This is a genomic window from Pseudorhodobacter sp. MZDSW-24AT (assembly GCF_002794355.1).
In the GTDB taxonomy this organism is placed as follows: domain Bacteria; phylum Pseudomonadota; class Alphaproteobacteria; order Rhodobacterales; family Rhodobacteraceae; genus Pseudotabrizicola.
Window position 1 is genome coordinate 76,163 of sequence record NZ_PGOI01000006.1, and the last position, 26,150, is coordinate 102,312.

Sequence of the window (26,150 nt, forward strand, 5' to 3'; positions counted from 1 at the left end):
CTAGACAAGTCCCGCCAAATGTAGCGCCACACCGAGCGCGGCGGCCCCACCCAACACCGTGGCCATCCCGAGTTTCAACCGGAAGACCGCCAGCAGTGCCAAGGCGGACAGGATCGCCGCAGCCCAGTCAACCGAGGCGATGACCGGCAGTTCGAGAGACAGTGGGCCGGCCTCCACACGCGCCACCTCGCGCCAAACGACGTGGATCGCGAACCAGATGGCAAGGTTGAGGATCACGCCGACCACCGCCGCTGTTACAGCCGAAAGGGCCGCCGACAGCGCGCGGTTTTGGCGCAGCCGCTCCATGAACGGTGCACCGAGGAAGATCCACGCGAAGCAGGGCGCGAAGGTGACCCAGGTGGCAAGGAGCCCGCCGAGTGTTCCGGCCAAAAGTGGCGCGGCCCAGCCCGCCTCACGAAACGCCCCCATGAATCCGACGAATTGAAGAACCATGATCAGCGGCCCTGGCGTCGTTTCCGCCATGCCAAGGCCGTCCAGCATCTCACCCGGTTCCAGCCAGCCATAGGTGCCCACTGCCTCCTGCGCGACCCAGGCGAGAACCGCATAGGCGCCGCCGAAGGTCAGAACCGCGAGTTTCGAGAAGAAGGTTGCGATGTCAGCGAAGACACTGCCGGGCGCCAGCAGGACCAGCGCGATCACGGGCAGAACCCACAGAACCAACGCGGCTGCCCCGGCGCGGAAGGCGCTCGCACGGGCCGCGCCGGTGAGGTCGCCATGTTCCTCGCCCAGAAGCGTGGTCGCATCATCCACATGGGTCTTGCCGACCGATCCGTGTCCGCCGCCGCCCTGAAACGCCGCAAGTCCCGCTTTGGCACCCGCCCAGCCGATCAGCGCCGCTGCAGCGACGATCAGTGGGAAGGGCGCGGCAAAGGCGAAGATTGCGACGAAGGATGCCGCCGCGATGGCCTGCATCGCGACGTTCTTCAGCGCCCTCTTGCCCACCCGCACCACGGCCTGCAGGACGATGGCCAGCACCGCCGCCTTCAGCCCGAAAAATAGCGCCGAGACAAAGCCCACGTCGCCCCAGATCGCATAGACCCAGGACAGGGCCATGATCGCCACGATCCCGGGAAGGATGAACAACAGCCCCGCCACCAGCGCGCCGCGCACGCCGTGCATCAGCCAGCCGATGTAGGTTGCCAACTGCTGCGCCTCCGGCCCCGGCAGCAGCATGCAAAAGTTCAGCGCATGCAGGAACCGCCCATCGCCGATCCAGCGTTTTTCCTCGACCAGGATACGGTGCATCACCGCGATCTGACCTGCCGGACCGCCGAATGACAGCGCGGCGATACGCGCCCAAACCTTCGTTGCCTCGGACAGGGTGGGATAGGTCGTCTCGTTGTTCATTTCTGTTTGCCCGTGTTGGTCGGCCAGTTGTGTTGTTCTTCGGTCGCGTCCCGGGCCCAGCGATAGAAGGCGTCGTAAAGTGCGATCCCGGCCTCCAGTTGTTCGAGGTCGTCGGAATACATGCGCGATAGGCCCAGCGAAGCCGCCAGCAGACCGGCACATTCGGGTGCAAGATCGGGACGCGACGTGTCTGCGCCCCGCACGATCAGTGCGAGCCGGTCCAGCGCCGGGGTCGACAAGCCAAACTCGGCCAGCAGCACATCGAAGGTGCACAGGTCGTCCCGGTGGCTCCAGAAGACGCCCTCGATGTCATAAGGCATGGCGCCGAAGCGTTCGGCTACGCCCTGCACCTCGGCGGGTGCCACGAACAGGAACACCGCGTGCGGGTCGATGAAGCGGCGAATGAGCCATGGACAGGCGATGCGGTCGATTTTGGGCCGAGACCGGGTGACCCAGATTGACCGCTCCTGTGCATCACGAGCAGTGATCTTGCCGGGGTCGATGAGCGGAAGATTTGCCGCCGTCCACGCGGCCTGTCCACCCATCAGATACTCGGCATGCACACCCTCATGCCTCAGCCAGGCCGCAGTGCCCTGGCTCAAACGGTGGCCCTCGGCGCAGACCACGACCACGGGGCCTTGGAACCCGGCGGCAATCCGTGCCAGCCCCTCGAGCGACAGATCCACCTCGGCCAAGGCGCGCGCGCCAGGCAAAAGGCGGGGATCGCCCGCCCGTACGGCTTCGCGCCGCACGTCGAGGATGGTAGGGGCTTTCGGTGTGCCCACGAGGCGGGCAAGTTGTTCACAAGACATGGCGTCGGGCGCAGGCATATGCGTTCCTCCTCGGAAGAAATCGGTCGGGAATGGAACGCGATCTTCAGCTGACGCCTCGTGGGGAGGTCGCGGATCCCCATGCCTTTTTGTCGCGGGAAGGTGGCGGATTGTCAATCACTTGAACCGGAGCCTTGCCAGCTCCGTTCGCAGGGCAAGAAGCTGATCCGATTGGCAACCAATGGCGCAAAGCCTAAATGATGGCGACGACTTTTGGGAAAGAACTGAAGGGGACCACAGCCAAATGGAACAGCGGCCGTTGGTTGAACCGAGTGAGCTGGCCGGTCTCGGCCCGATCCGCCTGCTTTACGTACCCGCAGCAGACGAAAAGATCGAGGGATTGCGGACCGTTCCGATTGCCGATTGGGTCCGCCACGCCCTGAAGAGCCGGTCAGGTCTGGATGACGACGCATATTGGCTGGAGGCATTCACCCGGCTCGGTGTGGGGCCTGACGCTCTGACAGTCGTCATAGACGATGGCCGCATGACCGAAGCGGCGCGCGTCTGGTTCATGCTGCAATACTTCGGTCTTCCCGCTGCTGTGCTGAACGGTGGTGTGGATGCTCTCGATATGTCTCCACAGCAGGCTCCGGACTACACTGGACAGCTTGTTCTGGTTCCGGGTTCGGGATCGGTCGAATTGCGTGACCGGGATACGCTGAAGGGCGAACTGGATCGGGTGCAGATATTCGACGCGAGGACGCAAGCCGAGTATCGCGGGGAGGATCTGAAAGGGAACAACCGTGGCGGACACCTGCCTGGTGCACGGAACCTCTCCCATGCCGACCTTCTGGACGGAACGCGCCTGAAGCCAGCGGCAACTATTGCGCGGATGCTGGATGAAACGGGTCTCGACGGCGGTAAACCCATCGTCAGCCACTGCAACGGCGGGGGTCGCGCCGCACTCGCCGCCCTTGCGGCCATGGTCTCCGGACGTTCGAGAGTCAGCGTCTACTACTTGAGCTTTGCCGATTGGGCCGCTGACGAAAGCTGCCCAATCCATCTGCAAAGCTAGGGAAATCAATCGGGCCACGGTGGGCCATGTGGCGCACCGCTACCCTTCCCAGGCCCTCGAGAAGTGAGGCCGAAGCCTCACCCGAAGGGATCGTATTCCGAGACGATCACAACCTCGTCGCCGTCGATTTCATCGGCGGGGACGGCGCCAAAGGTTCCATCCCCTGCCTCGAAGACGACGATCGAGACCATAAGCGTGGCGGCGAGGGAGGCGGCGAAGGCGTGAGCATCTTTGCGGGACATCTGTTTGGCTCCTGTCTTGGAGGCGGGGAACCATCCCCCGCGCGACAGGAGCCCGCAGACCCGAAGACTGGCTGACATCACCGGGTGCGTTCGGCTCGTCCGAATCCACCCGGCGGCACGGGCTTGCCCGTAGTCCGACCCCTTGTGGGTTGATCTCGAAGACAGGATTCGGGGCAAGGAAGGGAATGGCGAGCGGGGGATGGTGCCCTGACGATTGGAGCCTGTTGTCCCGCTGATGCTTTCAACGCCGCAAGCCTCCCGGGCAGGCTCTTGGTTGGAGGCCTCCGTCTTGGAGGATGGATCCTTTGGTGCCCCGCGATTTCGCGGGACGAGAGTGTGGTCGGTGAGAGGCCCGCCCTTCGGCAGGCCCCTCATGCATTGTCAGGGCTCAGGCGGCCAGGTCCGGGCCCCCTGCCCTATCGGCCTCCTCGGCACCGACGATTTCGAGCCGCGCGTTGCGATAGCCCTCCCGCGCAATCCAGAGCTCGGCCGCGGTGACAGACTCCGCCAGATGCAGCAATTCAGTGTTGCCGCCGAAGTCCAGAAGCACGCGGACCTGCCCGGGCTTCGGTTCCTCGGCCACCTCGAAGACCAACCGGCTGTCGGCCGAATGGCTGCGCATGATGGTGACGAGGATCACCCCGTCCGTAGAGAAGTTCCCTTCATGCAGGGTGAAGGAGGCCGGAGCGGTCCAGGTCGGATAGACCCGGGGAGGCTCCTTCTTCACAAGGCGGCCGACGCCGTTCGAACGCTCCCAAGCTGCCAGCCGCTTGGTGAAACGTGCCGGCGGCTTGGGACTGCCGTCGGTATAGCGGATCAGCGCCCCCAAAGGTGCTGAGTCGATGATGTTTGTTGCAGACATGATTCCTCATACCGAATGCGAGTATTCGCATTCATCATATTGATATTGCTGTATTTTGTGAGATTGGAGGCGGGTTTCCCCGCCTCCACGGATGGCTCAGGTCACTCCGCAGCCATCATCGACGCGGCGGTCTCCGGCAGATCAGCCGTCAGGAAGGCCGGGAGATCGACATCCTCGGCCTCGCACGCGTCCTCCCCCTGCCCTTCTGCAATCCCCTCGCCGTCGTCCACCGCCAGATCAGCGCGGCGCAGGACCTCGGGCAACCAGCCGCTACCCTTGAGAAGCCGCTCGGCCTCTGTGGCCATCTCGCCCTTCTTGAGGTGATCAAGAAGTTGCGCGGTGCTGTCCCCCTTCGCCTCGCGCACGGCCTCGAGGATCCGGGCCTTGGGCACGCGGTTGAGGTAGCCATCGACCGTCGGCTCCCAGCCCGCCTCGACCATGTCGAGATCGACCGCCCGCGCCACCAGATCTGCATGGGCCATGCGGCGGGTCAGGCCGCTGGCGGAGATGCCCGCCCCATAGGGGTTCACCTTCTCATGGAGCGCGTTGATCCCGAAGCTGAGGCAATGCGCCAAGAGCGCCAGACGGCTGCTTTGGTCGAGAACGGACAGATAGTCCCAGAGCGCGGCATCATCGCCAAGAGGCAGATCGGCTTCCCAGGCTGCATGACGCTCATCGACGAGCTTCGCCACGATGCTGTCCTTCAGATCGGACGCCTGGGCCGACATGTAGACGTGACGCACGGAAGCTTCGAGACAGCTGCCCGTGGCAGAGGAGGTGCGGAACGTATCCGTCACCAGCTTCAGGAGCAGGAGCGTCAGCGCCACGTCGGGCGAGCGCCCGATGGCCTCCCGCAGCGCCAAGGTCCGGTGGGCCGTCAGTTCCATGATCAGTCGCTCGGGCAAAGGCTTCTGCGCGCCGTCATCTTCCTCATCGGACGCATCCGCACTGATAGGCTGACCACCCGAGGTGATGACGGTGCCCGGTGTGGAGGAGGCAGTGGGCTGCCAGCCCGAACCAGCGACATCACTCCCCTGCCCCATCGCGTCCGCGCCATCGCCATCCTGGACCGCGGTCTCCGCACGCGGCTCGTCCTCGGGCCGGATATAGCCGCGATAGACCGCGAGACTGCCATCCCGATCCAGCGTGACGAAGACGCCCGCGCGCGTAACCTCGGCCGGGTCGTAGATCAGCGGCCGCTGTTCGAGCGATTCCATCGCCATCTCGAGCTGCCCGAGCCGGGCATCGATCTCCTCGGGGTATTCGTCCTGACCGGAGTATTCCTCCTCCAGCCCGCGATACTCGGCGAGGAGAACAGCGTGGGCAGCGCTTTCCTCGTTGGTCATCGGTGCCGGATCACCGGCCAAGCGCCGCAAACCATGGCTGTAGCCATAGGGCAGGTCGGTCGCCACCTCGATCCACTTCCAGCCCTCGGAGACCAATGCCTCGGCTTCGGCCTGAAGCGTCTCGGCGACCAAGCGGTCGAGCAGGGCAGGGTCCTCCAGCCAGCCTCCGTCGTCGCTTTGGAAGAGATCGCGCAGGACAACACCGCCCGCGGTCTCATAGGCATCGACACCAACGAAGACCGCGCGACGATCCGAGGCCCGGACCGAGGTCTCCGTGAGCATGCGCCGGATGGCATAGGGTTCCTTGTTCCAGGAGTTCTTCACCGCATCCCAGACCTGGACCTGACGCGCATGATCCGGGTTCACCGTGAAGGCCATGAGCTGTTCGAGCGTCATGCCATCCTCGGCATAGACCTCGAGGAGGGCAGGGGCCACGGAAGCGAGTTTCAGGCGCTGCTTCACGATCTGCGGCGTGACGAAGAAGGCCGCCGCGATCGCTTCCTCGCCCTGACCCTTTTCACGCAAGGCCTGAAACGCGCGGAACTGGTCGAGCGGATGCAGTGCGACGCGCTGCATGTTTTCTGCGAGCGAGTCGTCCTCGGCCAGGATCTCCGACGCGGCATCCCGCACGATGCAGGGGATCGGCGAGGTCTTGGCCAACCGCTTCTGCTTGACCAGCAGCGACAGTGCCTGAAAACGACGACCACCGGCCGGGATTTCGAACATGCCGGTCTCGACCCCATCGGCATCGAGCATGGGCCGGACGTTCAAGCCCTGCAGCAGGCCGCGCCGCGCGATGTCCTCGGCCAGTTCCTCGACCGAGACGCCTGCCTTGATGCGCCGCACGTTGGACTGGCTCAGCACGAGCTTGTCGAAGGGGATGTCCCGCGAGGGGGACAGGGTGATGTTCTGGGCAACTTTCGCCATCAGATCTTCTCCACGACGGGCGCCGGAAGCCACTCTCCCGATCTCACCTCCCGTCACCCCTCAAACCCCCAACCTTTCCCTCTTCGAAGTGGGCTCCATGTTTACCGGGGTATACATGGATCAGAGGGGCTATGTTTACCCGGGTATACATCAAGCACTGGTCATACGACGCGCTGACGCAGCGCTGCAGTTTGTGAGGGAGCGGAACATACGGACAAAGTCGATGCCTTCACTGGCCGCCCGATTGGCTAGTGCTTGTAGATAGGCCCTCGGTTGCCGAATTCTGTCGAACGCCTCAATGATACCAAGAATGGCGAGTGCTGACCCAAGAGCGCCCATCGCTTTTCGTGCAGTCTCTACGTCGGTTTTCGCTAGTCCAACCGCCGGAGCAAGGGTGTCGGACAATCGAACGACATCGCCCCAATCCTTTGCAGTTACGGCAGCGAAGGATGCTGCATTCTTGGCCAGGGCCATGCACTCAGACACCGTGATATCGTTGGCTTGTCCGACATCAGTGCTTTCTGGATCGCTGGATCGATTGGCCGTGCTTACTTTCTCAGGCGCAGCTTCAGATTCATAGTTTTCTTTTTTTGACTTCTGAATGTGCCGGTCATTTTGACTGTCGTTGGCGGTCACTGCATCTGCAACGGACGATGTCTCAGCGCTTGTCTGGGGAAGGTTTTCCTGCAGTTCCTGAATGAGACCGGCCAGTTGTTCTGAAGACAATGAACGACGCAGTGAGCGGCACGCAAGGCCGTGAAGTGCGGGCTGAATGGTCGCAGCCCCGTGGTAAAGAATGTCCCTGATCACTGACCGGAGCGCTTTGCACCGAATTTCTTCTCGGGAGCATTCTTCTGCAAGTGCGATTAGGTGATCGCGGATGCCGAAAAGTGGCGCGAGGTCGATGCCGTAGGTTAGTTTGGCTTCGGCGCACTCATCTTGTACCCGATATCGCTTTCCGTTTGGGCTCGTCTTTCGAGCCAGCAATCCGTTTGCCTTCAGATTGGTGAGGCGGCGCCTGAGTGTGCGTTCGTCGATCCCGTCACAGCGCTCGATCAACGCCCTGTTGGAGGCAAAGACAACAAGTGAGTTTGGGTCGGCCGACTGGGGCACGAACGACAGAAGACCTCGCAGAACCGCAATGTCGCGGTCTCTCAGACCAAGAGGTTTGCGGCAACGGCGTACCAAATCCAGAAGTGACCAGCGCGCGTCTTCCGTCTTAACCGGCGTCACAGTGCTGCGGTCGGTCAGATATGAGGAATTGGTGCGCCGAACGTGCCGCTGCACGGGCGAAGACATGACATGTTCCATGTTGAATCGGGCGGAACGCTCGGGTCAGCCGAGTGAAGACCTTGCAACCCTGCCTGTCGGTGTCCGTTCTTCTCCAGAAAAAGGATAAAAGATATCGGATCACCGCGAAGCGATGTTGCGTGCGATTCGGGCCTGCGCTAGTCTGCTCGTGCTAGAAGATGAGCATTCTCAGGGTTGGCGCCCTGTGTTTTGCGCGGGCCTTCCGGGTGGTTTCCATTCGGGAGGCCTATCCTTTTCCGACACTGCTCCTCTGTTGTTGTCGTTGCATTCCCTCAGTCCTTCTTCTTGGACTGACTGAGAAATTCTTCATGTAGGCGCGAGAAGACGTCATCCGCATTTGCATGCAGCCAGGCCACGAAATCCCTGTGTTGCGCCGTTGGCCGGAAGCCCAATGCCCCTTTGGTAAGGGCGACCTCTCCCAGAGCAGACCCATCTTGCGCCATCAGCGTGAAGGGCGTTGTGCCCCTCGGTTGGCGTTTCTCCTTAGGGGTATCCGGCCTTGGAAGAGCTTTCACCCAGGCCGCAAATCGCTCGTCCGAGCTGGAACCTTCAGGGAAGGGGGCAGGGTGGACGGAAAGAACGTCGATCTTCTTCTCAAGCACCACAACGGCGAGTTCGTACCAGCGTTTCCATCCGATCGACGGCGCGGCACCGATGCGTTCCAGCACTTGTCTCGGAAATGCCTCGCGCACCTTGCGCATGTGCGACGTATGGCTGCGGTTCACGTTTAGCGCGTCCTGAACCACGCGCGCATCGTAGCCCGCCTCCTCCAGATCGCCTGCAAACAAGGCTTTCTCGATGAAAGACGGGTCCTTGCGAAGGTTGTTTTCCTGGCCTTGCGCCAGGACCGCCTCTTCGTCGGAAAGGGTGCGGATCAGGGCTTTGACCGGCGTTCCTAGGCCACGGATTGCAGCAAGCCTGCGCCGCCCGTATACCACCTGATACCGACCGCTCAGTTTCGGGTGCGGCCGCAGCAGGATCGGAACCTGCTGGCCGTGGTTGGAAATGCTTTCGCGCAGGTCGGCAATGTCGTCGTCTAGCGCTCCGATGCGATCCTTTAACCCGGTGTCTTCAATCAGCTCAGGATCGATGTCCTGCACTGATCGAGACCCGACACTGCGCAGATCGTTGCGGATGGCTGCGATCGGCCCAGCACTTTGAAATACTTCTGGCATCTTGGCGGCCGGGCGGGGCAGGGGTGCCTTGGCATCTTCTTCCGACCGAGAGGCAGGAGTGATGCCTTCGAACATGTTCTTCCTGGCCATATCAGCCGCGCCCCCATGCTCTGTGGATGTCTTGTTCCAGCTCCCGCGCGACAGCGTTGATTGATTCCATCGCGCGGTCATAAGTGTTGCGGTTCATGCTACCGCGACCGACCTCGAACAACGTCTGATGTGTAAGGCCAGCGTCCGAGACGGCTGTGGACTTCAGAAACGTCTCGGTCAACACGCGTTTGCCAAAGTTGGCGCGTAGCAGTCCGGCAACCTGCGCTTGCGGCCCGTCAGAGGGTTCGAAGCGAGAGACCAGGTAGCGGAGAAAGTCGTACTCCAACGTCATTCCAGCGTCCCTGATCGTATCAAGCAAGGATGAGGTCATGGTCAGGAACTGGGCCAAGGATGCCACGTCGATAAAGTTCGGCACCACTGGAATGATGATCGAAGACGAGGCCACAAGAGCCGAGAGCGTCAAGAACCCAAGCTGTGGAGGGCAATCGATGAACACCAGATCATAGTTGGCTTCAACCGAGAGGATTGCTTCGCGAAGCCGCAGGTAAAAGGGTGGTTCGGAGCCACGTCGAAGGGCGTAGGGGGTCTCGGTCTCATACTCCGACAGGATCAGGCCACCGGCGGCTATGTCCAGGCCGTGGAAGTAGGTTTTCCGCACCACCTCGCTCATCGGCACAGGGTTCTCATACCGGATGGCATCATAGATCGTGCCTTGATGCGTGAAGTCGATTTCAGGCCGCAAACCGGTCATCGACGAAAGCGAGGCCTGCGGGTCCATGTCGATAACGAGCACCCGGTAGCCGTGCAGGGCATACCATTGGCTGAGATATGCCGCGGTCGTCGTCTTCGCTGACCCGCCCTTGAACGACACGCAAGAGATTATCTGCAGCGGCTCTGATCCGACCCGCCCGCGCAGATAAAGCGAAGGGTCGCGGGTGGTTCGCGCCAGAGCCAAACGGATCTGCGCAAGGTCGTCGGCTGAGTACAGTTTCCTTCCACGCTCATCGAGCGGGACGTCGGGGATCTTGTCCTCCGCGTGGAGTTTGCGCAGGTGACCAGGCGCGAGCCCGAGAAATTCCGCCGCTTCTGTCGATGAAAAGTTTCTCAAGTACTTCCGGGCGTCAGGCGCAAAATTGCGCTCCAAATGCATCCGGATCGACTCATGCAGTGTGGATGCGTCGCTCTGGAGCTCTGCAAAAACACGCTCTTCGGTCATACTGCCCTCATCTAGATCGTGGTGCGGTTTACCCACACTCACTGTGCTCCTTGGAGCAACGTTTTCTTTGTAGCGCAGAAAACCGAAATTCTCGCGATTTTCTGCTACGACAATGAATGCGTTATGTCTGACAGTGGTGCAAGAAAATTCTACAGCTCGTGGCTGATGCTGACGGATGATCGGGCACGTCGTCAGCCTTACTGACCGTCATGACATTGAAAAACATGAACTTCTACCAGCTCAGGCAGAGTTCACGCTTGCTACATGTTGTGGTGCTGTCGCCCGTACTGCCTTCTAAGGATGAGCGCACTTTCGAATCGTCAAGGCAACAGCCCTAGCTTCTCCGCCCGTTCCAGCAGCATCGTCACCGAAGAAGGCTGCCAGCTTGTCCGCCCGCGAGGCGTGCGCTCGCGCATTGCTTCCAATCGAGTGCAGATCGCCTGAAGCGTGATGTCGGGGTCCGCTCCCTTAATGGCGGCGACGATGGCGGGCAGGCGGTCGTCGGTTTCGCGGCGGCCAGCGCGGTCCAGTACCGTCGGCGGTAGGAAGCCGTCCCGGACATAGGCGTTGACCGCGCGCAGAAGCCGACCTTGCGTCCATTGGCGCTCGCGGGGCAAGGGACCGTTGATGATGCGCACTAAGTCTTCCCAGGCCAGGTCCGGGCGCAGGCGGCGAACATGGGGAACCCAGTCCTGCGCCGTCTCGTTCAGGCGCTCCATGTATCCGTCCCGCCGCGCCAGCCGTACCTTGCGCAGCGCGGCGGGATCACCGGCGCGCAGGCCCGGATTGCCGCCAACCCGACCTTTGGTCCGTGCGCTAGCCAGCCCGGCCTTGGTGCGTTCGCGGATCAGGGCGCGCTCAAACTCAGCTGCGGCGCCGAGGACCTGGAGGGTGAACTTGCCCTGCGGCGAGGACGTGTCGATCGGGTCCATGAGCGAGCGGAAGAATGCGCCCTTGGCCTCCAGCCGTTCAATCACCTCCAGCAGATGCGACAGCGACCGCGCCAGGCGGTCGATGCGCACAACGACCAGCGTGTCGCCCTTGCCGATCCGCTCCAACACGCGCGCCAGCACCGGCCGCGCGCGGTTCCCGCCCGAGGCCTGCTCCTCGTAGATCTCGACGCAGCCTGCGGATTTCAGGGCCTGCGACTGGGGCAGGGGGGTCTGATCCTCGGTCGAGACGCGCGCGTAGCCGATCAGGGGCATAAAATCAGGCCGTTTGCAGTTTCATCTACTACGAATAAACGACCGTTTGTAAACGGATGCAAGGGCGCTCTCGACGGCCGAGGTCCGCGAAATGCCGCTGGTTTCCTCAGGCTGTGCGCGATCAGAGTGGTCTCGCAGGCAGTCGAGCGCGCGTGCTATGTAAGGAGTGCAGACGCAGTCCGAGAAAACCATTGAGTAAAGTGCAAAATGTACGTATTTTGCACATATGAAGCCGCAAGCATCTGCTCCACATGATAGTTTTGACGAGCCCCTGACCTGGGTAGAAGAGGTCGAGGAGAGTTCCGAAGATGATCTGTGGTTCCTGCCCGGTCCGATCGAAGACGAGCCCGACGATCTGCCGCCTAGCCCAAGGGGCGAACCCCGCGAGACTGCGATCCTCGACGACTGGCGCAAAGCCGAGGCGGACAATGCCGCGCGGCTCGCCCATGTCGCAGGTCGGCTCGGTGGGCTGGACGAGCGGTTGCGGAGGGGGCCTGAGGGCTGGCGCCACAGGCTCGCCCTGATCGAAGCGGCCGACCTAAGCTGGTTCGCAGGCGACCGTATCGGGCCGGATCGACTGGCGCTCTGGATCGCCCTGCGCCTGTCTGGCGTGCAGGACGACAGTGTCGCCCTGGCGCGGGTCGGATGGGCGGTTCGGCGCCTGATAGGGGGGCCAAGGCCGGAGGTGGACCTGGCTGCTTTTGTGGATCGTCGTGACCCCGAGAACTTGGCGGATGAGGCGGAGCCCTTTGCGGATCGCGCGGGCGGTTGGCTGGACCTGATGGCGCAAGCTGCCGACCTGCACCCGATCAGCCGTGCCTGCATGGGCTTTCACATTTGGAGTTTGGCGGGTCTCGGGCAGCACGGAGACCGGATGGAAGCGGCTGTCACGGCCGCGCGGATTGCGACCGGAGAGGGCAGGGGAGCGATATTTGCCCCTCTCGCCATGGGCGGGGCAGGCGGGCTGCGCGCCGGTGGCACTGCTGCTGACCGACTGGTGCGATGGCTCGACGGGATGGAGACAGCAAGCCGGACCGCGATGCGGCACCTTGACGACATCGAGGCTTGGTCAGCGCGGTCCGAAACCGAGATGGTCACGCTCTCGGGCAAAACGCCCCCAGCCTTGCGCGCAGTTCTGACCGAATGGCCCCTTGTCTCCGCCCCAATGGCCGAGGCAATCACCGGCGCCAGTCGCGCGGCCGTTCAGCGGAACATGGCCTGGATGCAGGCGCGAGGTTTGATCCGAGAAGTGACCGGGCAGGGAAGATTTCGCATGTGGTGTGCACGCGCAGCCTAGGTTGCCTTCTCTCACCCCGGCTCCGTCAAACCGTCAGCATCGGCCTTCGCGCCTGCTTCTGGCAAAAGCCGCAAGAGTGCGATGGCCAGCACCAGCCAACCGATCAGGTTCACGCTTAGCACGCGCGCCGCATAGAGCGCCGCAAGGTCGGGCGGCACTGCCGGGGCAGAAACGGGTGGCAAGGGCGCTCCGAAAAGGTGGGGTGCCAGGATCAGGGCAAGGCCCGCGAGCCGCCCGGGCCAGGACCGCAACCCCGCAGCAAAGAAGATGCCGGCAGCCGTCATCGCGACAGTCGCAACCCACTAGAGTTGCCGGTCCGCCAGTTCCGCTGCCTCCATTCCGGGCAGTTCGGGCGGAAGGTCGATTGCAGGCGCAAGGGACAGGACGGCAAAGCCGATAAGGCCGAGGGCTGTGGCCGGGATCCTCCCGCCGCCGGGCAGAGCCCGGAACGCGGTCAGGCCGGCTCCGGCCAGCAGGCCAAAGCCCGCCCAGGTGAGGATCAGGGTCAGGACCGTCAAGCCATTGCGCACAAGCAAGTTGTCCGTATTTTCCGCGCCCTGCGCATCATGGCCGGGCGTTTCTAGCGGGTTAGGTGCAGGGTCGGGCTTGTTGCTCTCGATCCCGATCAGAACGAGTTCGCCCGTCTCATACCGTTCAGCCTCGACGATCAGGGGTTGGATGAGAAAGAACTGAAAAACGGCAGCCACGAGGCCCGCGATGGCACCCGCGATTACCCCGCCGGACAGCGAGGTCTTTGTCATGTCGATTATCCAGAAACGTCAGTGGCAGGGAAAACCGGTCGCATGACGTGTGTCATGCGTTGCAGCGTGCAATGCGTCAGGCGAAGCAAAACCAGCGGCAAAGATCAGCACTGCGCCAATAAGCGCGCTGGTCAGGATTGGTCCGAACTGGCTCTTCGATTGCTCCGCTGTGGCGGACAGGATTCTGGTGGACATGAAGGTTCTCCGCCCGTCACACCCGACGGGATTAGGGTTGCGCCATCGCTTGGCCGGTCTCCTGGCTCGCGGATTAACACAGTCCTTCGCCTTCCCGGGCATTGGCCCAGTGGCACGATGAAGGACCGCTACCGCATACAGTCGCGGGGGCGGCTGAGGCCTTGGGCGCCGCAATTGGGTCCGCCCTTCCTCATTCCCGATTGAGTTCCAGGACGCTGCGCCCCTTGAACACCAAACAATGAGAGCTTTGCGCCGAACCCCCGCGAAGTCAACTGACTACCGGGAGTGAAAATGCTGCACCGGTACTTCTTTGCCGCTCTGCTGTGTCGTGCAATCAGATCCATGCTCCACCCCGTGCCCGAGGTCAGCCAGGATTGGGCATTCGGGCCGGTGATCGCCGCAGCATGCGTCGGCTAGGTGGCGCAGTGTGTCGATCATGGCCTGCATCTCGCGCACTTTGCGTTCGAGGCCGTCGATCTGCTCCGTCGCCAGACGCTTCACGTCCGCGCTCTGGCGGGTGCGGTCGCGCCAAAGAGCGAGCAGTTCTTCGATCTTCTCGACGGGAAAGCCCAGGTCGCGGGACCGGCGGATGAAGCGCAGCATCTGCACTTCGGTTGGAGCGTAGACCCGATAGCCCGACTCGGTCCGTCCTGCTGCCGGGATCAGGCCAATGGATTCGTAGTAGCGGATCATCTTGGCGGACACGCCCGAGGCCTTTGCGGCTTCACCGATGTTCATGACAGGTCTCCCTCAGTTGACGACCGCTGGCGCGAACCGCCGCAGCCGAAGTGCGTTGCCGAGCACGAAGACGGATGAGAGGGCCATCGCGGCGGCGGCGAAGATCGGCGACAGCAGGAGGCCGAAGGCGGGCCACAGGACACCTGCGGCAACCGGAATCAGCGCCGCGTTGTAGGCGAAGGCCCAGAACAGGTTCTGCCGGATGTTGCGCATCACTGCCTTGGAGAGTGCGATGGCGTCCGACACGGCGGTCAGCCGCCCGGTCATCAGCACCACATCCGCCGCCTCGATAGCGATGTCGGTGCCGGTACCGACGGCAATGCCGACATCCGCCTCGGCCAGCGCGGGCGCGTCGTTAATGCCGTCGCCGACATAGGCAAGCTGGCCGATGCCCTTCAGCCGCTTCACTGCATCGACCTTGCCGTCGGGCAGGACCTCGGCCACCACCTCGTCGATGCCAAGCTGGCGGGCGATGGCATTGGCGGTACGGGCATTGTCGCCGGTGATCATGGCGACCTTCAGGCCAAGGGCGTGCAGGGCGCGGATCGCTTGCGGTGTGGTGTCCTTGATCGGGTCGGCGACGGCGAGGATCGCAGCCAACTTCCCGTCGATAGCGGCATATAGCGGCGACTTGCCTTCGTCGCCAAGCCGCGCGGCGGTGTCGGCGAAGGGGGTTACGTCAAGGCCGAGCTTCACCATGTAGCGGTCGGCCCCGACTTCGATCTTCTGCCCGCCCGCAACGGCGGTGACACCGAAGCCAGTGACGGAGTCGAAGGTCGTGACGTCGGGCAGGGGCAACCCTTCCTCGGCCGCCGCCGTGACGATGGCGCGGGCGATCGGGTGTTCGGACTTCGCCTCGACCGCCGCGACGGCGGCGAGGACCGCGGCCCGGTCAAAGCCGTCAGCCAGCACGAGGTCGGTCAGCCGGGGCTTGCCCTCGGTCAGCGTGCCGGTCTTGTCAAGCGCCACCACCTTCACGCCTTGCAGCGATTGCAGCGCCTCGCCCTTGCGGAAGAGGACGCCCAGTTCCGCACCGCGCCCGGTACCGACCATGATCGAGGTGGGCGTGGCCAGACCCATCGCGCAGGGGCAGGCGATGATCAGGACGGCGACGGCGTTGACGAGGCCGAAGGTCAGCGCGGGGTCGGGGCCGAAGACCAGCCAGACGGCGAACGTCAGCGCGGCGAGGGCCATGACAGCGGGCACGAACCACATCGTCACCTGATCGACCAGCGCCTGGATCGGCAGCTTGCCACCCTGTGCGGCCTCGACCATGCGGATGATCTGCGCGAGCATCGTCGCTTCGCCCACCGCTGTCGCGCGGAAGGTGAAGGCGCCGGTCTGATTGACGGTGCCACCGGTGACGGCGCTGCCTGCGGTCTTTTCGACGGGCACGGGTTCGCCCGAGATCATGCTTTCGTCGATCCAGCTTGCGCCGGACGTGACTTCGCCGTCGACCGGCACCCGCTCACCGGGGCGGACCTCGACCACATCGCCGGGGCGGACCTCGGCAACGGGCACCTCGACCGTCGCGCCGTCCCGGACGACGCGGGCGGTCTTGGACTGAAGGCCGACCAGCCGTTTGATTGCCTCCGACGTGCGGCCCTTGGCGCGGGCCTCGAGATAGCGGCCAAGCAGGATCAGCGTCACGATCACCGCTGCCGCCTCGTAGTAGACGAAAGTGGTCCCTTGCGGCAGCACGCCGGGGGCGAAGGTGGCGACCAGCGAATAGCCGTAGGCGGCCGAGGTGCCCACCGCGACCAAGCTGTTCATGTCGGGGGCCAGACGGGCCAGCGCGGGCAGGCCTTTGCGAAAGAAGCGCAGGCCGGGGCCGAACAGGACGGCGGTGGTCAGGGCGAACTGGATCAGCCAGCTGGCCTGCATGCCGATGGTGTTCATCACCGCCATGTGGACCCACATGAACAGGTGCGACCCCATCTCCAGCACGAACACCGGCAGCGTCAGCGCGGCGGCAATCAGCACGTCGCGCTTGAGCAACGCCTCGTCTGCGGCTTTCTTCGCGGCGGTCTCGTCCGCCGCAGCCATGGCAGGCGCAGCGGGGCGGGCCTCGTACCCCGCATCAGCAACTGAACGGATCAGCGATGCCAGATCGGCAGACCCGGTCACTGTCGCCCGCTCGGTCGCAAGGTTGACGGCGGCAGAGGTCACGCCCGGCACCGTTTTCAACGCCCGTTCCACCCGCGCAACGCAGGAGGCGCAGGTCATTCCCTCGATCTCCAGATCCACGGGACGCGCGGGTACGGCGTAGCCTGCACCCTCCACCGCCTGTACCAAAGCCGCGCGGTCCAGCGCCGGGCCGGTCACTTCGGCGCGCTCGGTCGCGAGATTGACCGATGCCGTTGCCACCCCCGGCACCGCTTTCAGGGCCCGTTCGACATGCGCCACGCAGGAGGCGCAGGTCATGCCCTCGACGTCGATCACCATCCGGGCTGTGGCGGTTACGGATGGTTGCCTTGCCTGCATGTTCATTGCGGGACTCCTTTCAAGGTGCTTCCGCAAACGGAGATAGGGCTTCCCATCATGGGAAGGTCAAGGGGTAACTTCAATTTTCACCTCACGGCTTTGTGGGGTTGACCTTACAACCGTGGGAAGCCCTATCTGATGGCGCATGAGGCAAAACGCTGAAGGAGGCACTCATGCAGTTCCATATCGAGAACATGACCTGCGGCGGCTGCGTGCGCAGCGTGACGAAGGCCATCCAGTCGGTTGATCCGGCGGCGGAGGTCAGCGCGGACCCCGGAACCCACAAGGTCGACGTCAAGTCTGTGGCCCCCCGTGAGCGGCTGACAGCGGCGCTGACCGAGGTCGGCTACGCGCCCGCCTGAAGCACAGACTTTCCACAACAGAGAAAAGGAAACGACCATGAAGAAGATCGCAATCGGTGCTGTTCTCGCCGCGATGGTGGCAGGCGGAACTTACGTGTATGCCCAGTCGGACGGCATGGCCGGGATGGACCACTCGGGCATGAACATGGGGGGCGATGGCATGGCGATGATGAGCCATGCCACGCTGATCCCGCCGGAACTGGCCAATGATCCGGCAACCGTGGCCTATGCGGCCGCGATGGACAAGATGATGGCGGACATGATGGTGCCCTATACGGGTGACGTGGATGTCGATTTCGCCGCGGGCATGATCCCGCACCACCAAGCGGCCATCGATATGGCGAAGATCCAGCTTGAATTTGGCACGGATCCCGGGATGCGCGAACTGGCCGAGGCGATCATCGCTGCGCAGGAATCCGAGATCGCCACGCTCAAGGCGTTTCTCGCCTCCAAGGGCATGTAAGCCCGGGATGATGACCTTGGGCGGCGCGGTCGGGATTGGCCGCGCCCCCTGCAAATCCGGGACGCAGGGAGTTCGGTTCCATGACCAACAACGCGCAGCAACCGGACACCCCGCCGCCGATGGCCGGAATGGACCATGCCGCAATGGGGCATGGTGCAAAGTCCTCAATTGATCACGCTGCGATGGGCCTTGGCGCGAAATCCGTCGATCATGCTGCGATGGGGCATGCGCCGCAGGGCGGTGGTGCCGACGCAGGCCACGGCGACATGGTGGCCGATTTCCGCCGCCGGTTCTGGGTCTGCCTCGTCCTTACCATCCCGGTCCTGGTCCTGTCGCCAATGGTGCGCGATTTCCTTGGGCAAGGGATGGCCCCGCTGTTCGCCGCCGAGGAATGGGTGGCCCTGGCCCTGTCCTCGATCATTTATTTCTGGGGCGGCTGGCCCTTCCTGACCGGCGCGCTTCCCGAAGTTCGCAGCGGCCGTCCGGGGATGATGACGCTGGTCGCGCTGGCGATTTCCACCGCCTATTTTTACTCCGCCGCCGTCACCCTTGGCCTTCCGGGGGGCGAACCGTTCTACTGGGAACTCGCCACGCTGGTGACCATCATGTTGCTGGGTCACTGGCTGGAAATGCGGTCGGTTCTCGGTGCATCGCGGGCGCTGGAGGAACTGGTGCGCCTCTTGCCCGACACCGCGCTGCGGGTGACGGCCGATGGCGGCACCGAGGAGGTGGCGGTGGCGGCGCTGATCGCCGGCGACCGGGTGGTGATCCGCCCGGGCGCGAAGGTGCCAGTGGACGGCGTGATCACCGACGGCGTCTCGTCGTTCAATGAGGCGATGCTGACGGGCGAGTCGAAGCCCGTGACGCGCACGGCCGGCGAGACCGTTATCGGCGGGGCGGTCAACGGCGAGGGCGCGGTCACCATCGAGGTCAAGGCAACTGGGGAGGCGACCTACCTTTCGCAGGTCATCGCCATGGTAAAGGCCGCGCAGAACAGCCGGTCGCGCACCCAGGACCTTGCCACCCGCGCGGCCACAGTTCTGACCTGGGTCGCCATCACCGTCGGCCTGGGTTCGTTCGTCTGGTGGATCTGGGCGGGCGAAAGCGTCACCTTCGCACTGGAGCGGATGGTGACGGTGATGGTCATTGCCTGCCCCCACGCGCTTGGCCTTGCCGTGCCGCTGGTGGTGGCAGTCTCGACGTCGCTGGCGGCCAAAAACGGCCTCCTGATCCGCGACCGCGCAGCCTTTGAGCGGGCGCGCGACCTGAACGCTGTGGTGTTCGACAAGACAGGTACACTGACCGAGGGGCGGTTCGGCGTCAGCGATATCGTCATGCTTGAGGGTGGCGACGAGGCTGCGGCGCTGCGCATGGCAGCCTCGGTCGAAAGCCAGTCGCAGCATCCGATTGCGCAGGGGATCGTGGCGGCTGCAACGGGCAAGGGAATCGCCTTCCCGGCACCGGAGGGGTTGCAGAGCATCACCGGCGCGGGCGTGACCGCGAGGGTGGACGGGCAGGAGGTGGCCATCGTCAGCCCCGGCCACCTGCGCCGACAGAACACGCCCGTCACTGATCCGCGCCTTGCGGCATTGGAAGAGGCAGGCAAGACGGTGGTCGTTCTGGTCAAGGACGGCAAGCCGCATGCGCTTTTCGCGCTGGCGGACATCGTTCGGGCGGAATCGCGCGACGTGGTTGCCCGGCTCAGGGCCCGCGGTGTGCAGTCGATCATGATGACGGGCGATGCCGAGGGTGTTGCAAAGTCGGTCGCAAAGGAGCTGGGCCTCGACGAATACTTCGCCCAGGTGCTGCCGGACCAGAAGGCGGCCAAGGTGCGGGAACTGCGGGCGCGCGGGTTGAAGGTCGCGATGGTCGGCGACGGGGTCAACGACGCCCCGGCGCTGGTCGAGGCTGATCTCGGCATCGCCATCGGCGCAGGCACGGATGTGGCGGTGGAATCGGCCGACGTCGTGCTCGTCCGCTCCGACCCGCGCGATGTCGAGGCAATCCTCGGCCTGTCGCGCGCAACCTATTCCAAAATGGTGCAGAACCTGATCTGGGCCACGGGATACAACGCCTTTGCCATCCCGATGGCGGCGGGGATCACCTTCGGGACCGGGTTCATGATGACCCCGGCAGTCGGGGCGGTGTTCATGTCGGCCTCGACCATCATCGTCGCGATCAACGCCCAGCTTTTGCGGCGCTACCAGGGCTGACGCGCTTATCCCATACCATGCAGCCCATGCAGGCTGCCGGTCATCAGAACTGGAAGCAGGACCGGCGCGGCGACGACAAGGACCAGCAGACGCTCCCGCCATCGCGCCAGCCGCCAACACAGGAAGGCGGCCAGCGTCACGACCAAGGCGACCTCGAACAACCCGAAAACATTGCCGTAGAACCGCGCGTCCCAATAGCTGACCGGACTGCGGAACACCCAGTCCGAGACGGGCCAGAATTGGCGGCGGGCGTCATCGTGATGGGTCAGGAAATCCGCAAGGGCATGCAGGAGACCGGCACCCGCAAAGGCGCGCAGGATGATCTGTCTGCGCCAGACAGCCAACCCGAGCAGCCCTCCCCAGAAAAAGAAGCTGTGGTCAATCGCAAAGACCGACTGCCAGGTCTCTGAGAAGAAAAGCGTGCTGAAGACCTCATGTTCTGGCACGCCAACAACCCGGGTCGCCCAGAGCACCATCGCAAACATCGGCAGGTCCGGGGCTAGCCCTCCTGCGAGCGCTGCGATCAAGGTTGCCGGTGCTAGTGGCCGCGTGCAGACGGCAGCCCCGATCAGCATGTGCGACGGCGTGTTCATGACCTCAGCAGACCGGGTCCGGCATGGATGCTTCGTCCTCTGCAATCCGGCGCAGCAGCGCATAGGGGATCGCGCCGTTCAGGACGGTCCGTCCCACCACCAAGCCCGGAGTGCCGACAAACCCGAATATGTCGGCAAGTGCCCGCGTCCGGTCGAGGTCTGCCTGCACTTCCGGGGATGTCATGTCGCGGGCCAGCCGGTCGGCGTCGAGACCGACGTCGGCCGCCACGCGCAGGACTGAGGCCTCCTCGGCCACGAGCGGTGTTCGCATGAAGCGGCGGCGAAGCTCCTGCTGCTTGCCTTGCCGTGCAGCCGCGACCGAAGCGCGCGCGGCAAGCTCGGAGGGAGGTCCGAAGATGGGGAGTTCATGTTGGACAAGGCGGAAGGAGGCAGGAAATTCGGCCAGCAATGTGTCGAGGTCCCGCTCCAGCACCCGGCAGTAGGGGCAGCGGAACTCGCTGAAATAGGCAATCGGCACGACTCCCGGTGTCCCGTCGGTGCCAAAGAGGGCAGGGCAGGGGTCGACACGCACAACTTCAGCACGCGCGAGGCGCTGGTCTGCATCTTCTGACGGCGGATCGAGGCCAATGAATGCCGGCGTTGCTCCGGACGTTTGGCCACTCCCTTCATGGCGGCGAAACGGCGGCAGATCCGCAATGTCGGCATAGCGCGGCCCTCGGCCCGGGAGCCGGTCCCAGGGAAGGGCACGCAGACCATAGATCAGGGCAACGATCCCGCCGAAGACAAGAAAGTCGCGGCGTCTCACGTTCACACCACAGTCACCGGTGTTCCAACCGGCACCTGTTCGTAGAGCTGGATCACATGCTCGTTTAGCATCCGGATACAACCGTTCGACACGGACTGGCCGATGGACCACGGCTCGGTCGTGCCATGGATACGGTAGTAGGTATCGCGCCCTTCCCGGTAAAGGTAGAGCGCGCGCGCCCCAAGGGGGTTGTTCGGCCCGCCTGGGACACCATCGGCGAACTGGGCATAACGGTCAGGATTGCGGCGGATCATGTCGTTCGTCGGACGCCAAGCAGGCCATTCTGCCTTGCGCTCGATGATCGCGGACCCCCTGAAGGCAAGTCCGGCCTTACCGACACCGACGCCGTAGCGGATCGCACGCTCGGTGTCGAAGACATGGTAGAGGAAGAAGCTTCGCGGGAACACGAGGATCTGTCCGGGCGCGTGCTGCTCGCGGACACGCACCTCACGCGGCTGGAACTCGTCGGCCAGCACGAACGGTTCTTGGGTATGGGCCCGAAGGATGGTGGGCGAGGACAGCGCTGCAAGTGCGGCCCCGCCAATGAGGAAGCGTCGGGAAATCATGCTGTCTCCTGAGAGGAACGAGAAGGATCGGGTTCGTTCAGGAGACGCGTCGCGGCGGAGGGGTATGGGGGTCCAAACTGCGGCTGGAGCCCATGACCGGCGTGATCTCGAAATGCGACGATCCGGCCACCGCCATCAGAGTGACAAGCAATGGCTCGCCGGGGAAAACAAGATGACACGTCCCGTGTCCTGACCCCTCGCCGCAGAGCGCATCCTGTATCAGGGGCTGGGCGTGAAGTGTGTCAGCATGCGCTCCGTTCGGCGATCGTTCTGAATGCGCCAGTCCGAAAAGGATGGCGAGCAGGAAGAAGCTGCACAGAAGGGCGGTAATCAATCGCATGGTTGGAGCATACACCCTCTCACCTAAGTGCCGACTGATCACATCTAGGTGAAGCACCAAATTCCTTCCAGGATTGGCGAAAACGCAACGCATTCACCTGTTTGTGACCCGGCCGCGATGCAAAGCCGTTTGACCTTCCCACGTTGGAAGGAAGCAAACCTTGCTCAAAAAGGAGCAGAACATGCGATTCACTCGACGGCTTTTTGTTGCCGGAGCACTTGCCGCGCCTTTCGTGACCGGTCGCGCCGCCAGCGCGTCGGAAGACACGCCTGGCCCGGTCCGTAACAACATCTCGGCTTTTCGCACCCACGAGTGGCAGGATCACTTCGATGCTCTGGGCGTCGGGATCATCATCTCTGACACGACGGCCAAGGTCCTCCAGCACTGGACGAGCGACGGTCAAATGTACCTCTACCCGACCTCGGTCCCGCTGTCGGACGAGCTGACCCGCCGGGGCTATACCGAGGTCGTCGAGAAACGGGTGAACCCGAGTTGGGCCCCGACACCGTCGATGCGGGAAAGGAACCCGGAATGGCCGGCCTTCGTGCCTGGCGGCGACCCGACCAACCCGCTCGGCACCCGCGCCCTTTACCTGTCGTGGCAATACTACCGCATCCATGGTACACACGACACGCGCAAGATCGGTCGCCGCTCGTCGAACGGCTGCATCGGGCTCTACAACGAACATATCGAGGAAGTTTTCGACCGGACGCCGGTCGGGACGCAAGTGAAGCTGATCTAGCAAGATGAAACCTTCGTCGACCTCACCGAACCCACTCAAGAACCTGTTTTCGCACAGGTTCTTGCGGTTGGTGTCGATGTGGCTGTTGTCCCTGGTCCTGGCGCTTGGCCTGATCCTGGGACAGACCGCAGAGGCGGGCCCTGTCGAGGATCATCATCCCGAGACGTCAATCGAGATCGCGAGTAACTTAGGGCAAGAGACCACGCCGGCACCTGCATGCCACCCAGGCCTCGCCTGCACTGTTTTCGTCGTGTCCGAGGGGCCGGTCACAGCACTGTCCCTTTCAATCGTGATCACTCTGCGACCGGACCCGAAGCAGTCGCAACGCCGCTTCGGCGGCCCGTCTGTGACCCTGCCTCCCCCCCGAACCCGGATCTGACAGTCAGGCCGGACGTGCGTCTGACGGTTCGATAGGCTCTCCGCAGCTCTGTCGACAGTTCAATCTCTGTCAGCCTGACACCAGACAGTTGCGCAAGCCGCGCGACCCGCCGGAGGCGGGACGCGGGATCGGTCAACAACAAGAAACCAAGGGCAGTCAGGCAGATGAAACCACAATGGACAGGCGCTTTGGCGCTTGCCGCTTCCGCAGTTGCGGCAGTGGCGCTGGCACATAACGGGGCGACGGGTGTCGTCCTGGAACGGATGAACGGTATGACGGCGATGCGGGACACGGTGGCGGAGCTGGCGCCGATGATGCAAGGCACGATCCCCTACGACACATTTATCGTGTCGGAGGGTGCGAGCGTCATCGCTGGTCACGCGGGCGAGACGATGCTGTCGCTGTTCCCGGAAGGCAGCCTCGAAGGGGTGACCTATGCCAAGCCGGAAATCTGGTCCGACTGGCAGGACTTCGCAGCGCTTGCCGAGGAATTGAAGACCTACGCCGACGCTCTCGCCGTGGCGGCTCCGAACGGGCTGGAACCGGCGCTTCCACCCGCCGACGATATGGCCGGGATGGATCATTCGGCAATGACGATGACCCCGGCTCCGGAAGTCAAGAAGGGCTTCACGGTGGCAGAGTTGATGGGGTATGGCGAGAGGATCCCAGAGCTTCAGGTCACGCGCGGCACATCGAACCCAGCGACGCTCGAGTTTGATCTGACGACGCTCGCGGCGGACGATCTTTTCACCAGGATCAGTGGAACCTGCTCGTCTTGCCATTCGCAGTTCCGTGCGGGCCGGAACTGACCATGCGGGGTCTGATCCGCACGTCCGTCATCTTCCCCACCGTGGCGGCGAGCCTCGGGGCCGGTGTCCTGGTGCTATGGCCCATCGGCGCACCAGAGCCCGCCGCATTCCCGCCGGGGGACGCGGAACGCGGCGCCTATTTAGCCCGCGCCAGCGGTTGCGTGTCCTGTCACACCAACGCGACCGCCAAGGGGCTGGCGCTCGCTGGAGGTGCCCCGCTCGACACACCCTTTGGCACTTTCGTGCCCCCGAACATCACCCCGCACACCGCTGCGGGGATCGGTGCATGGACCATTCAGGATTTCGCCAAGGCTGTTCGCCAGGGAGTCTCTCCGGAGGGCGACCCCTACTATCCGGTGTTCACATATTCTTTCTATGCAGGCTTCACGGATCAGGAGATCGCCGACCTGTGGGAAGCGTTCCGCACCGTTCCGCCGGTTGCGGATGCTGCCCCGGCGCATGATGTCGGGTTTCCGTTCAATTTCCGCTCGGGCCTGAAGCTCTGGCGCGCCGCCTACCTCGACGCGCCGAAGACGGATGCGCTGATGGGCACATCATCGCCATGGAACCGCGGGCGTTTGCTGGTCGAAGGGGCGGCGCATTGCGCGGCCTGTCATACCGGCCGAACGCTTGCGGGCGGCTTGGACGACTCCGCCCGGTTCGCCGGAAACGACAGCCTTCCCGGCGGCAGCAAGGCACCGTCGATCCTGACAGCCGACCTTCTAGAAGGCGGCTGGACGGTCGCGAACCTCGCCTATGCGCTCCAGTCGGGGCTGCTGCCCAATGGGGATGCTTTCGGCGGCAGCATGGCCGAGGTCGTGGCTGAGGGCACCTCGTACCTCACCGACGCCGACCGCGAGGCAATCGCGACCTACCTGCTCGACCCCGACGGCAGCGGGGACATCCCGGAACCCGCGCCTCCTGCCACGGAGACCCCGATGGCGGGGATGGACCACTCGCAAATGGAGATGGGCAATGAGAACTAGAGTGCTCGCAGTGGCGCTTGCTCTGTGCGTCTTTGCCCTTGTTGCCGCGTTCATCTGGGCAACGGTGCGCACACTCGATCTGCGAGACACCGTTGCGGATCAGAGCGTGCCGACAGCCGAAGTGTCGGAAGTCCTTCCGGATGGTCGGATCGACGTCCAGGTCTATGCGCTCGGAAACCGGGATGTCCGCCTCGAGATCCAGTTCACACCGGATGCCGATGCCATCGAATCTGCTGCCATGAGGCCGGACGTGAACTTCGCGATGTTGGAGATGCATATGGACGGCTTTGATCCGCCGCTTCAGTTAGTCGAGGCCGGGGTCTGGCGAGCAAATCTCAAGTTGCCAATGGCTGGACGTTGGGTGGTCAGTGTTGGCTTTGGCGAGGATCGTGCAGAGGTTGAATTTGATGCACAGTGACGGAGCGACACAACAGGCAAAGCAGGACGACACCCTGCGCAGGGGGCTTCGCGGCACCGCCGTCGGTGTCGCGCTGTTCGCCGTCCTCGGGACGGTGACCGCAGTGTGGGCGAACCCCCTCTTTGTCCGCATGACCCCGGTCGGCCCGTGGGAGTTCGGGGCCACCGTCCTGACGGCACTCTTGGCTGGAGTGACAGTCGCGCTCTGGGTTCCCAGATGCAGACTGCGGACGTCCGGGGCAGGCGGTCTTGCGAGTTTCCTCGGGATTGCCTGTCCGACCTGCAACAAGATCCTGATGCTGATCTTCGGCGGACCGGCGTTGCTTGCTTGGTTCGACCCGGTAAGGCCCTGGCTCGCCGCGGCCGGGGTCATCATCATGAGCATGGCGGCGCTCAGGACGTGGCGTGCGTTTCGCGATGACAGGGCAGGTGCCGCCGTCGTCGTCAGCAGCGAAAATCCTCCCATGGGAGGGCTAAAGTGAATACTTCAA

Annotated in this window: 27 protein-coding genes and 1 riboswitch; of the genes, 10 read left to right on the top strand and 17 right to left on the bottom strand. The window is 63.6% G+C overall.

The genetic code is table 11. From position 1 onward, the window contains the following. A complete protein-coding gene (gene chrA / locus CUR21_RS05600) occupies positions 1 to 1,368 on the bottom strand; it encodes a chromate efflux transporter (RefSeq protein ID WP_100196043.1) in 1,368 nt (455 codons plus the stop codon). Continuing rightward, complete coding sequence (locus tag CUR21_RS05605; protein WP_100196044.1) at positions 1,365 to 2,198, bottom strand: sulfurtransferase/chromate resistance protein; 834 nt, start codon at positions 2,196 to 2,198, stop codon at positions 1,365 to 1,367. Before CUR21_RS05605 ends, chrA begins: the two co-directional genes overlap by 4 nt. Positions 2,199 to 2,442: 244 nt before the next feature. On the opposite strand from CUR21_RS05605, the gene CUR21_RS05610 reads away from it, so the two are divergent. Beyond that, complete coding sequence (locus tag CUR21_RS05610; RefSeq protein ID WP_100196117.1) at positions 2,443 to 3,213, top strand: sulfurtransferase; 771 nt, start codon at positions 2,443 to 2,445, stop codon at positions 3,211 to 3,213. 77 nt (positions 3,214 to 3,290) lie between these two features. Here the strand turns inward: CUR21_RS05610 and CUR21_RS18760 are convergent, their stop codons facing one another. The 7 genes from CUR21_RS18760 to CUR21_RS05640 all read right to left on the bottom strand — a co-directional run bounded on the left by CUR21_RS18760 (position 3,291) and on the right by CUR21_RS05640 (position 11,548). After that, positions 3,291 to 3,455, bottom strand: a complete 165-nt coding sequence (locus tag CUR21_RS18760) for a hypothetical protein (RefSeq protein WP_165496651.1) — start codon at positions 3,453 to 3,455, stop codon at positions 3,291 to 3,293. 388 nt (positions 3,456 to 3,843) lie between these two features. After that, on the bottom strand, positions 3,844 to 4,317 hold the full coding sequence (locus CUR21_RS05615; RefSeq protein WP_100196045.1) for a hypothetical protein: 474 nt from the start codon (positions 4,315 to 4,317) through the stop codon (positions 3,844 to 3,846). Between the two features lie 101 nt (positions 4,318 to 4,418). Further along, positions 4,419 to 6,590, bottom strand: a complete 2,172-nt coding sequence (locus CUR21_RS05620; RefSeq protein WP_100196046.1) for a ParB/RepB/Spo0J family partition protein — start codon at positions 6,588 to 6,590, stop codon at positions 4,419 to 4,421. A gap of 150 nt (positions 6,591 to 6,740) precedes the next feature. After that, positions 6,741 to 7,889 (bottom strand): plasmid replication protein RepC, encoded by a 1,149-nt coding sequence (gene repC / locus CUR21_RS05625; protein WP_198431624.1) that lies wholly within the window; start codon positions 7,887 to 7,889, stop codon positions 6,741 to 6,743. Between the two features lie 284 nt (positions 7,890 to 8,173). Continuing rightward, positions 8,174 to 9,151, bottom strand: coding sequence for a plasmid partitioning protein RepB (gene repB / locus CUR21_RS05630; protein WP_157791946.1), 978 nt, complete (start codon positions 9,149 to 9,151; stop codon positions 8,174 to 8,176). Between the two features lie 16 nt (positions 9,152 to 9,167). Next, complete coding sequence (gene repA, locus CUR21_RS05635) at positions 9,168 to 10,343, bottom strand: plasmid partitioning protein RepA (protein ID WP_100196049.1); 1,176 nt, start codon at positions 10,341 to 10,343, stop codon at positions 9,168 to 9,170. Positions 10,344 to 10,663: 320 nt separating this feature from the next. After that, positions 10,664 to 11,548 carry a recombinase family protein gene (locus CUR21_RS05640; protein WP_100196050.1) on the bottom strand — a complete coding sequence of 295 codons (885 nt, stop codon included), beginning with the start codon at positions 11,546 to 11,548 and terminating at the stop codon, positions 10,664 to 10,666. A 226-nt stretch (positions 11,549 to 11,774) separates the two neighbouring features. Here CUR21_RS05640 and CUR21_RS05645 point away from each other — a divergent pair, with 226 nt between their 5' ends. After that, complete coding sequence (locus tag CUR21_RS05645) at positions 11,775 to 12,845, top strand: hypothetical protein (RefSeq protein ID WP_100196051.1); 1,071 nt, start codon at positions 11,775 to 11,777, stop codon at positions 12,843 to 12,845. 11 nt (positions 12,846 to 12,856) lie between these two features. Here CUR21_RS05645 and CUR21_RS18870 read toward each other — a convergent pair whose 3' ends face one another. From CUR21_RS18870 to CUR21_RS05670, 5 genes are all read right to left on the bottom strand, one after another. Beyond that, positions 12,857 to 13,027 carry a hypothetical protein gene (locus tag CUR21_RS18870; protein ID WP_232622703.1) on the bottom strand — a complete coding sequence of 57 codons (171 nt, stop codon included), beginning with the start codon at positions 13,025 to 13,027 and terminating at the stop codon, positions 12,857 to 12,859. A gap of 120 nt (positions 13,028 to 13,147) precedes the next feature. Further along, complete coding sequence (locus CUR21_RS05655) at positions 13,148 to 13,606, bottom strand: CbtA family protein (RefSeq protein ID WP_100196053.1); 459 nt, start codon at positions 13,604 to 13,606, stop codon at positions 13,148 to 13,150. Between the two features lie 18 nt (positions 13,607 to 13,624). Next, on the bottom strand, positions 13,625 to 13,801 hold the full coding sequence (locus CUR21_RS05660; protein WP_084450957.1) for a CbtB domain-containing protein: 177 nt from the start codon (positions 13,799 to 13,801) through the stop codon (positions 13,625 to 13,627). Positions 13,802 to 13,834: 33 nt separating this feature from the next. Continuing rightward, a riboswitch (cobalamin riboswitch) is annotated at positions 13,835 to 14,052 on the bottom strand. 25 nt (positions 14,053 to 14,077) lie between these two features. Next, positions 14,078 to 14,539, bottom strand: coding sequence for a Cu(I)-responsive transcriptional regulator (gene cueR, locus CUR21_RS05665; protein WP_100196054.1), 462 nt, complete (start codon positions 14,537 to 14,539; stop codon positions 14,078 to 14,080). A 12-nt stretch (positions 14,540 to 14,551) separates the two neighbouring features. Further along, positions 14,552 to 17,029, bottom strand: a complete 2,478-nt coding sequence (locus tag CUR21_RS05670; protein ID WP_100196055.1) for a heavy metal translocating P-type ATPase — start codon at positions 17,027 to 17,029, stop codon at positions 14,552 to 14,554. Positions 17,030 to 17,196: 167 nt separating this feature from the next. Between CUR21_RS05670 and CUR21_RS05675 the strand changes: the two genes are divergently transcribed. From CUR21_RS05675 to CUR21_RS05685, 3 genes are all read left to right on the top strand, one after another. Next, complete coding sequence (locus tag CUR21_RS05675; protein ID WP_035714032.1) at positions 17,197 to 17,385, top strand: heavy-metal-associated domain-containing protein; 189 nt, start codon at positions 17,197 to 17,199, stop codon at positions 17,383 to 17,385. 37 nt (positions 17,386 to 17,422) lie between these two features. Beyond that, positions 17,423 to 17,848 (top strand): DUF305 domain-containing protein, encoded by a 426-nt coding sequence (locus CUR21_RS05680; RefSeq protein WP_051911381.1) that lies wholly within the window; start codon positions 17,423 to 17,425, stop codon positions 17,846 to 17,848. An 80-nt stretch (positions 17,849 to 17,928) separates the two neighbouring features. Then, positions 17,929 to 20,061 (top strand): copper-translocating P-type ATPase, encoded by a 2,133-nt coding sequence (locus CUR21_RS05685; RefSeq protein WP_198431625.1) that lies wholly within the window; start codon positions 17,929 to 17,931, stop codon positions 20,059 to 20,061. 5 nt (positions 20,062 to 20,066) lie between these two features. Here the strand turns inward: CUR21_RS05685 and CUR21_RS05690 are convergent, their stop codons facing one another. From CUR21_RS05690 to CUR21_RS05700, 3 genes are all read right to left on the bottom strand, one after another. Next, positions 20,067 to 20,546, bottom strand: coding sequence for a hypothetical protein (locus CUR21_RS05690; RefSeq protein WP_051911383.1), 480 nt, complete (start codon positions 20,544 to 20,546; stop codon positions 20,067 to 20,069). A gap of 112 nt (positions 20,547 to 20,658) precedes the next feature. Continuing rightward, positions 20,659 to 21,426, bottom strand: a complete 768-nt coding sequence (locus tag CUR21_RS05695) for a DsbA family protein (protein WP_198431626.1) — start codon at positions 21,424 to 21,426, stop codon at positions 20,659 to 20,661. Beyond that, on the bottom strand, positions 21,423 to 21,986 hold the full coding sequence (locus tag CUR21_RS05700) for a L,D-transpeptidase (RefSeq protein ID WP_100196057.1): 564 nt from the start codon (positions 21,984 to 21,986) through the stop codon (positions 21,423 to 21,425). Before CUR21_RS05700 ends, CUR21_RS05695 begins: the two co-directional genes overlap by 4 nt. Positions 21,987 to 22,507: 521 nt before the next feature. Here CUR21_RS05700 and CUR21_RS05705 point away from each other — a divergent pair. From CUR21_RS05705 to CUR21_RS05730, 5 genes are all read left to right on the top strand, one after another. Continuing rightward, on the top strand, positions 22,508 to 23,068 hold the full coding sequence (locus CUR21_RS05705) for a L,D-transpeptidase (protein ID WP_028030802.1): 561 nt from the start codon (positions 22,508 to 22,510) through the stop codon (positions 23,066 to 23,068). A gap of 543 nt (positions 23,069 to 23,611) precedes the next feature. Continuing rightward, the gene (locus CUR21_RS05715; protein WP_100196059.1) at positions 23,612 to 24,256 is read left to right on the top strand and encodes a cytochrome c; all 645 of its coding nucleotides are present in this window, start codon (positions 23,612 to 23,614) and stop codon (positions 24,254 to 24,256) included. A gap of 2 nt (positions 24,257 to 24,258) precedes the next feature. Continuing rightward, positions 24,259 to 25,242: a cytochrome c gene (locus CUR21_RS05720; RefSeq protein WP_232622704.1), complete on the top strand. Its 984-nt coding sequence runs from the start codon at positions 24,259 to 24,261 to the stop codon at positions 25,240 to 25,242. Position 25,243: 1 nt separating this feature from the next. Next, positions 25,244 to 25,660: a FixH family protein gene (locus tag CUR21_RS05725; protein ID WP_100196060.1), complete on the top strand. Its 417-nt coding sequence runs from the start codon at positions 25,244 to 25,246 to the stop codon at positions 25,658 to 25,660. Beyond that, positions 25,650 to 26,141, top strand: a complete 492-nt coding sequence (locus tag CUR21_RS05730) for a hypothetical protein (protein WP_051294564.1) — start codon at positions 25,650 to 25,652, stop codon at positions 26,139 to 26,141. Before CUR21_RS05725 ends, CUR21_RS05730 begins: the two co-directional genes overlap by 11 nt. Positions 26,142 to 26,150: the final 9 nt, after the last annotated feature.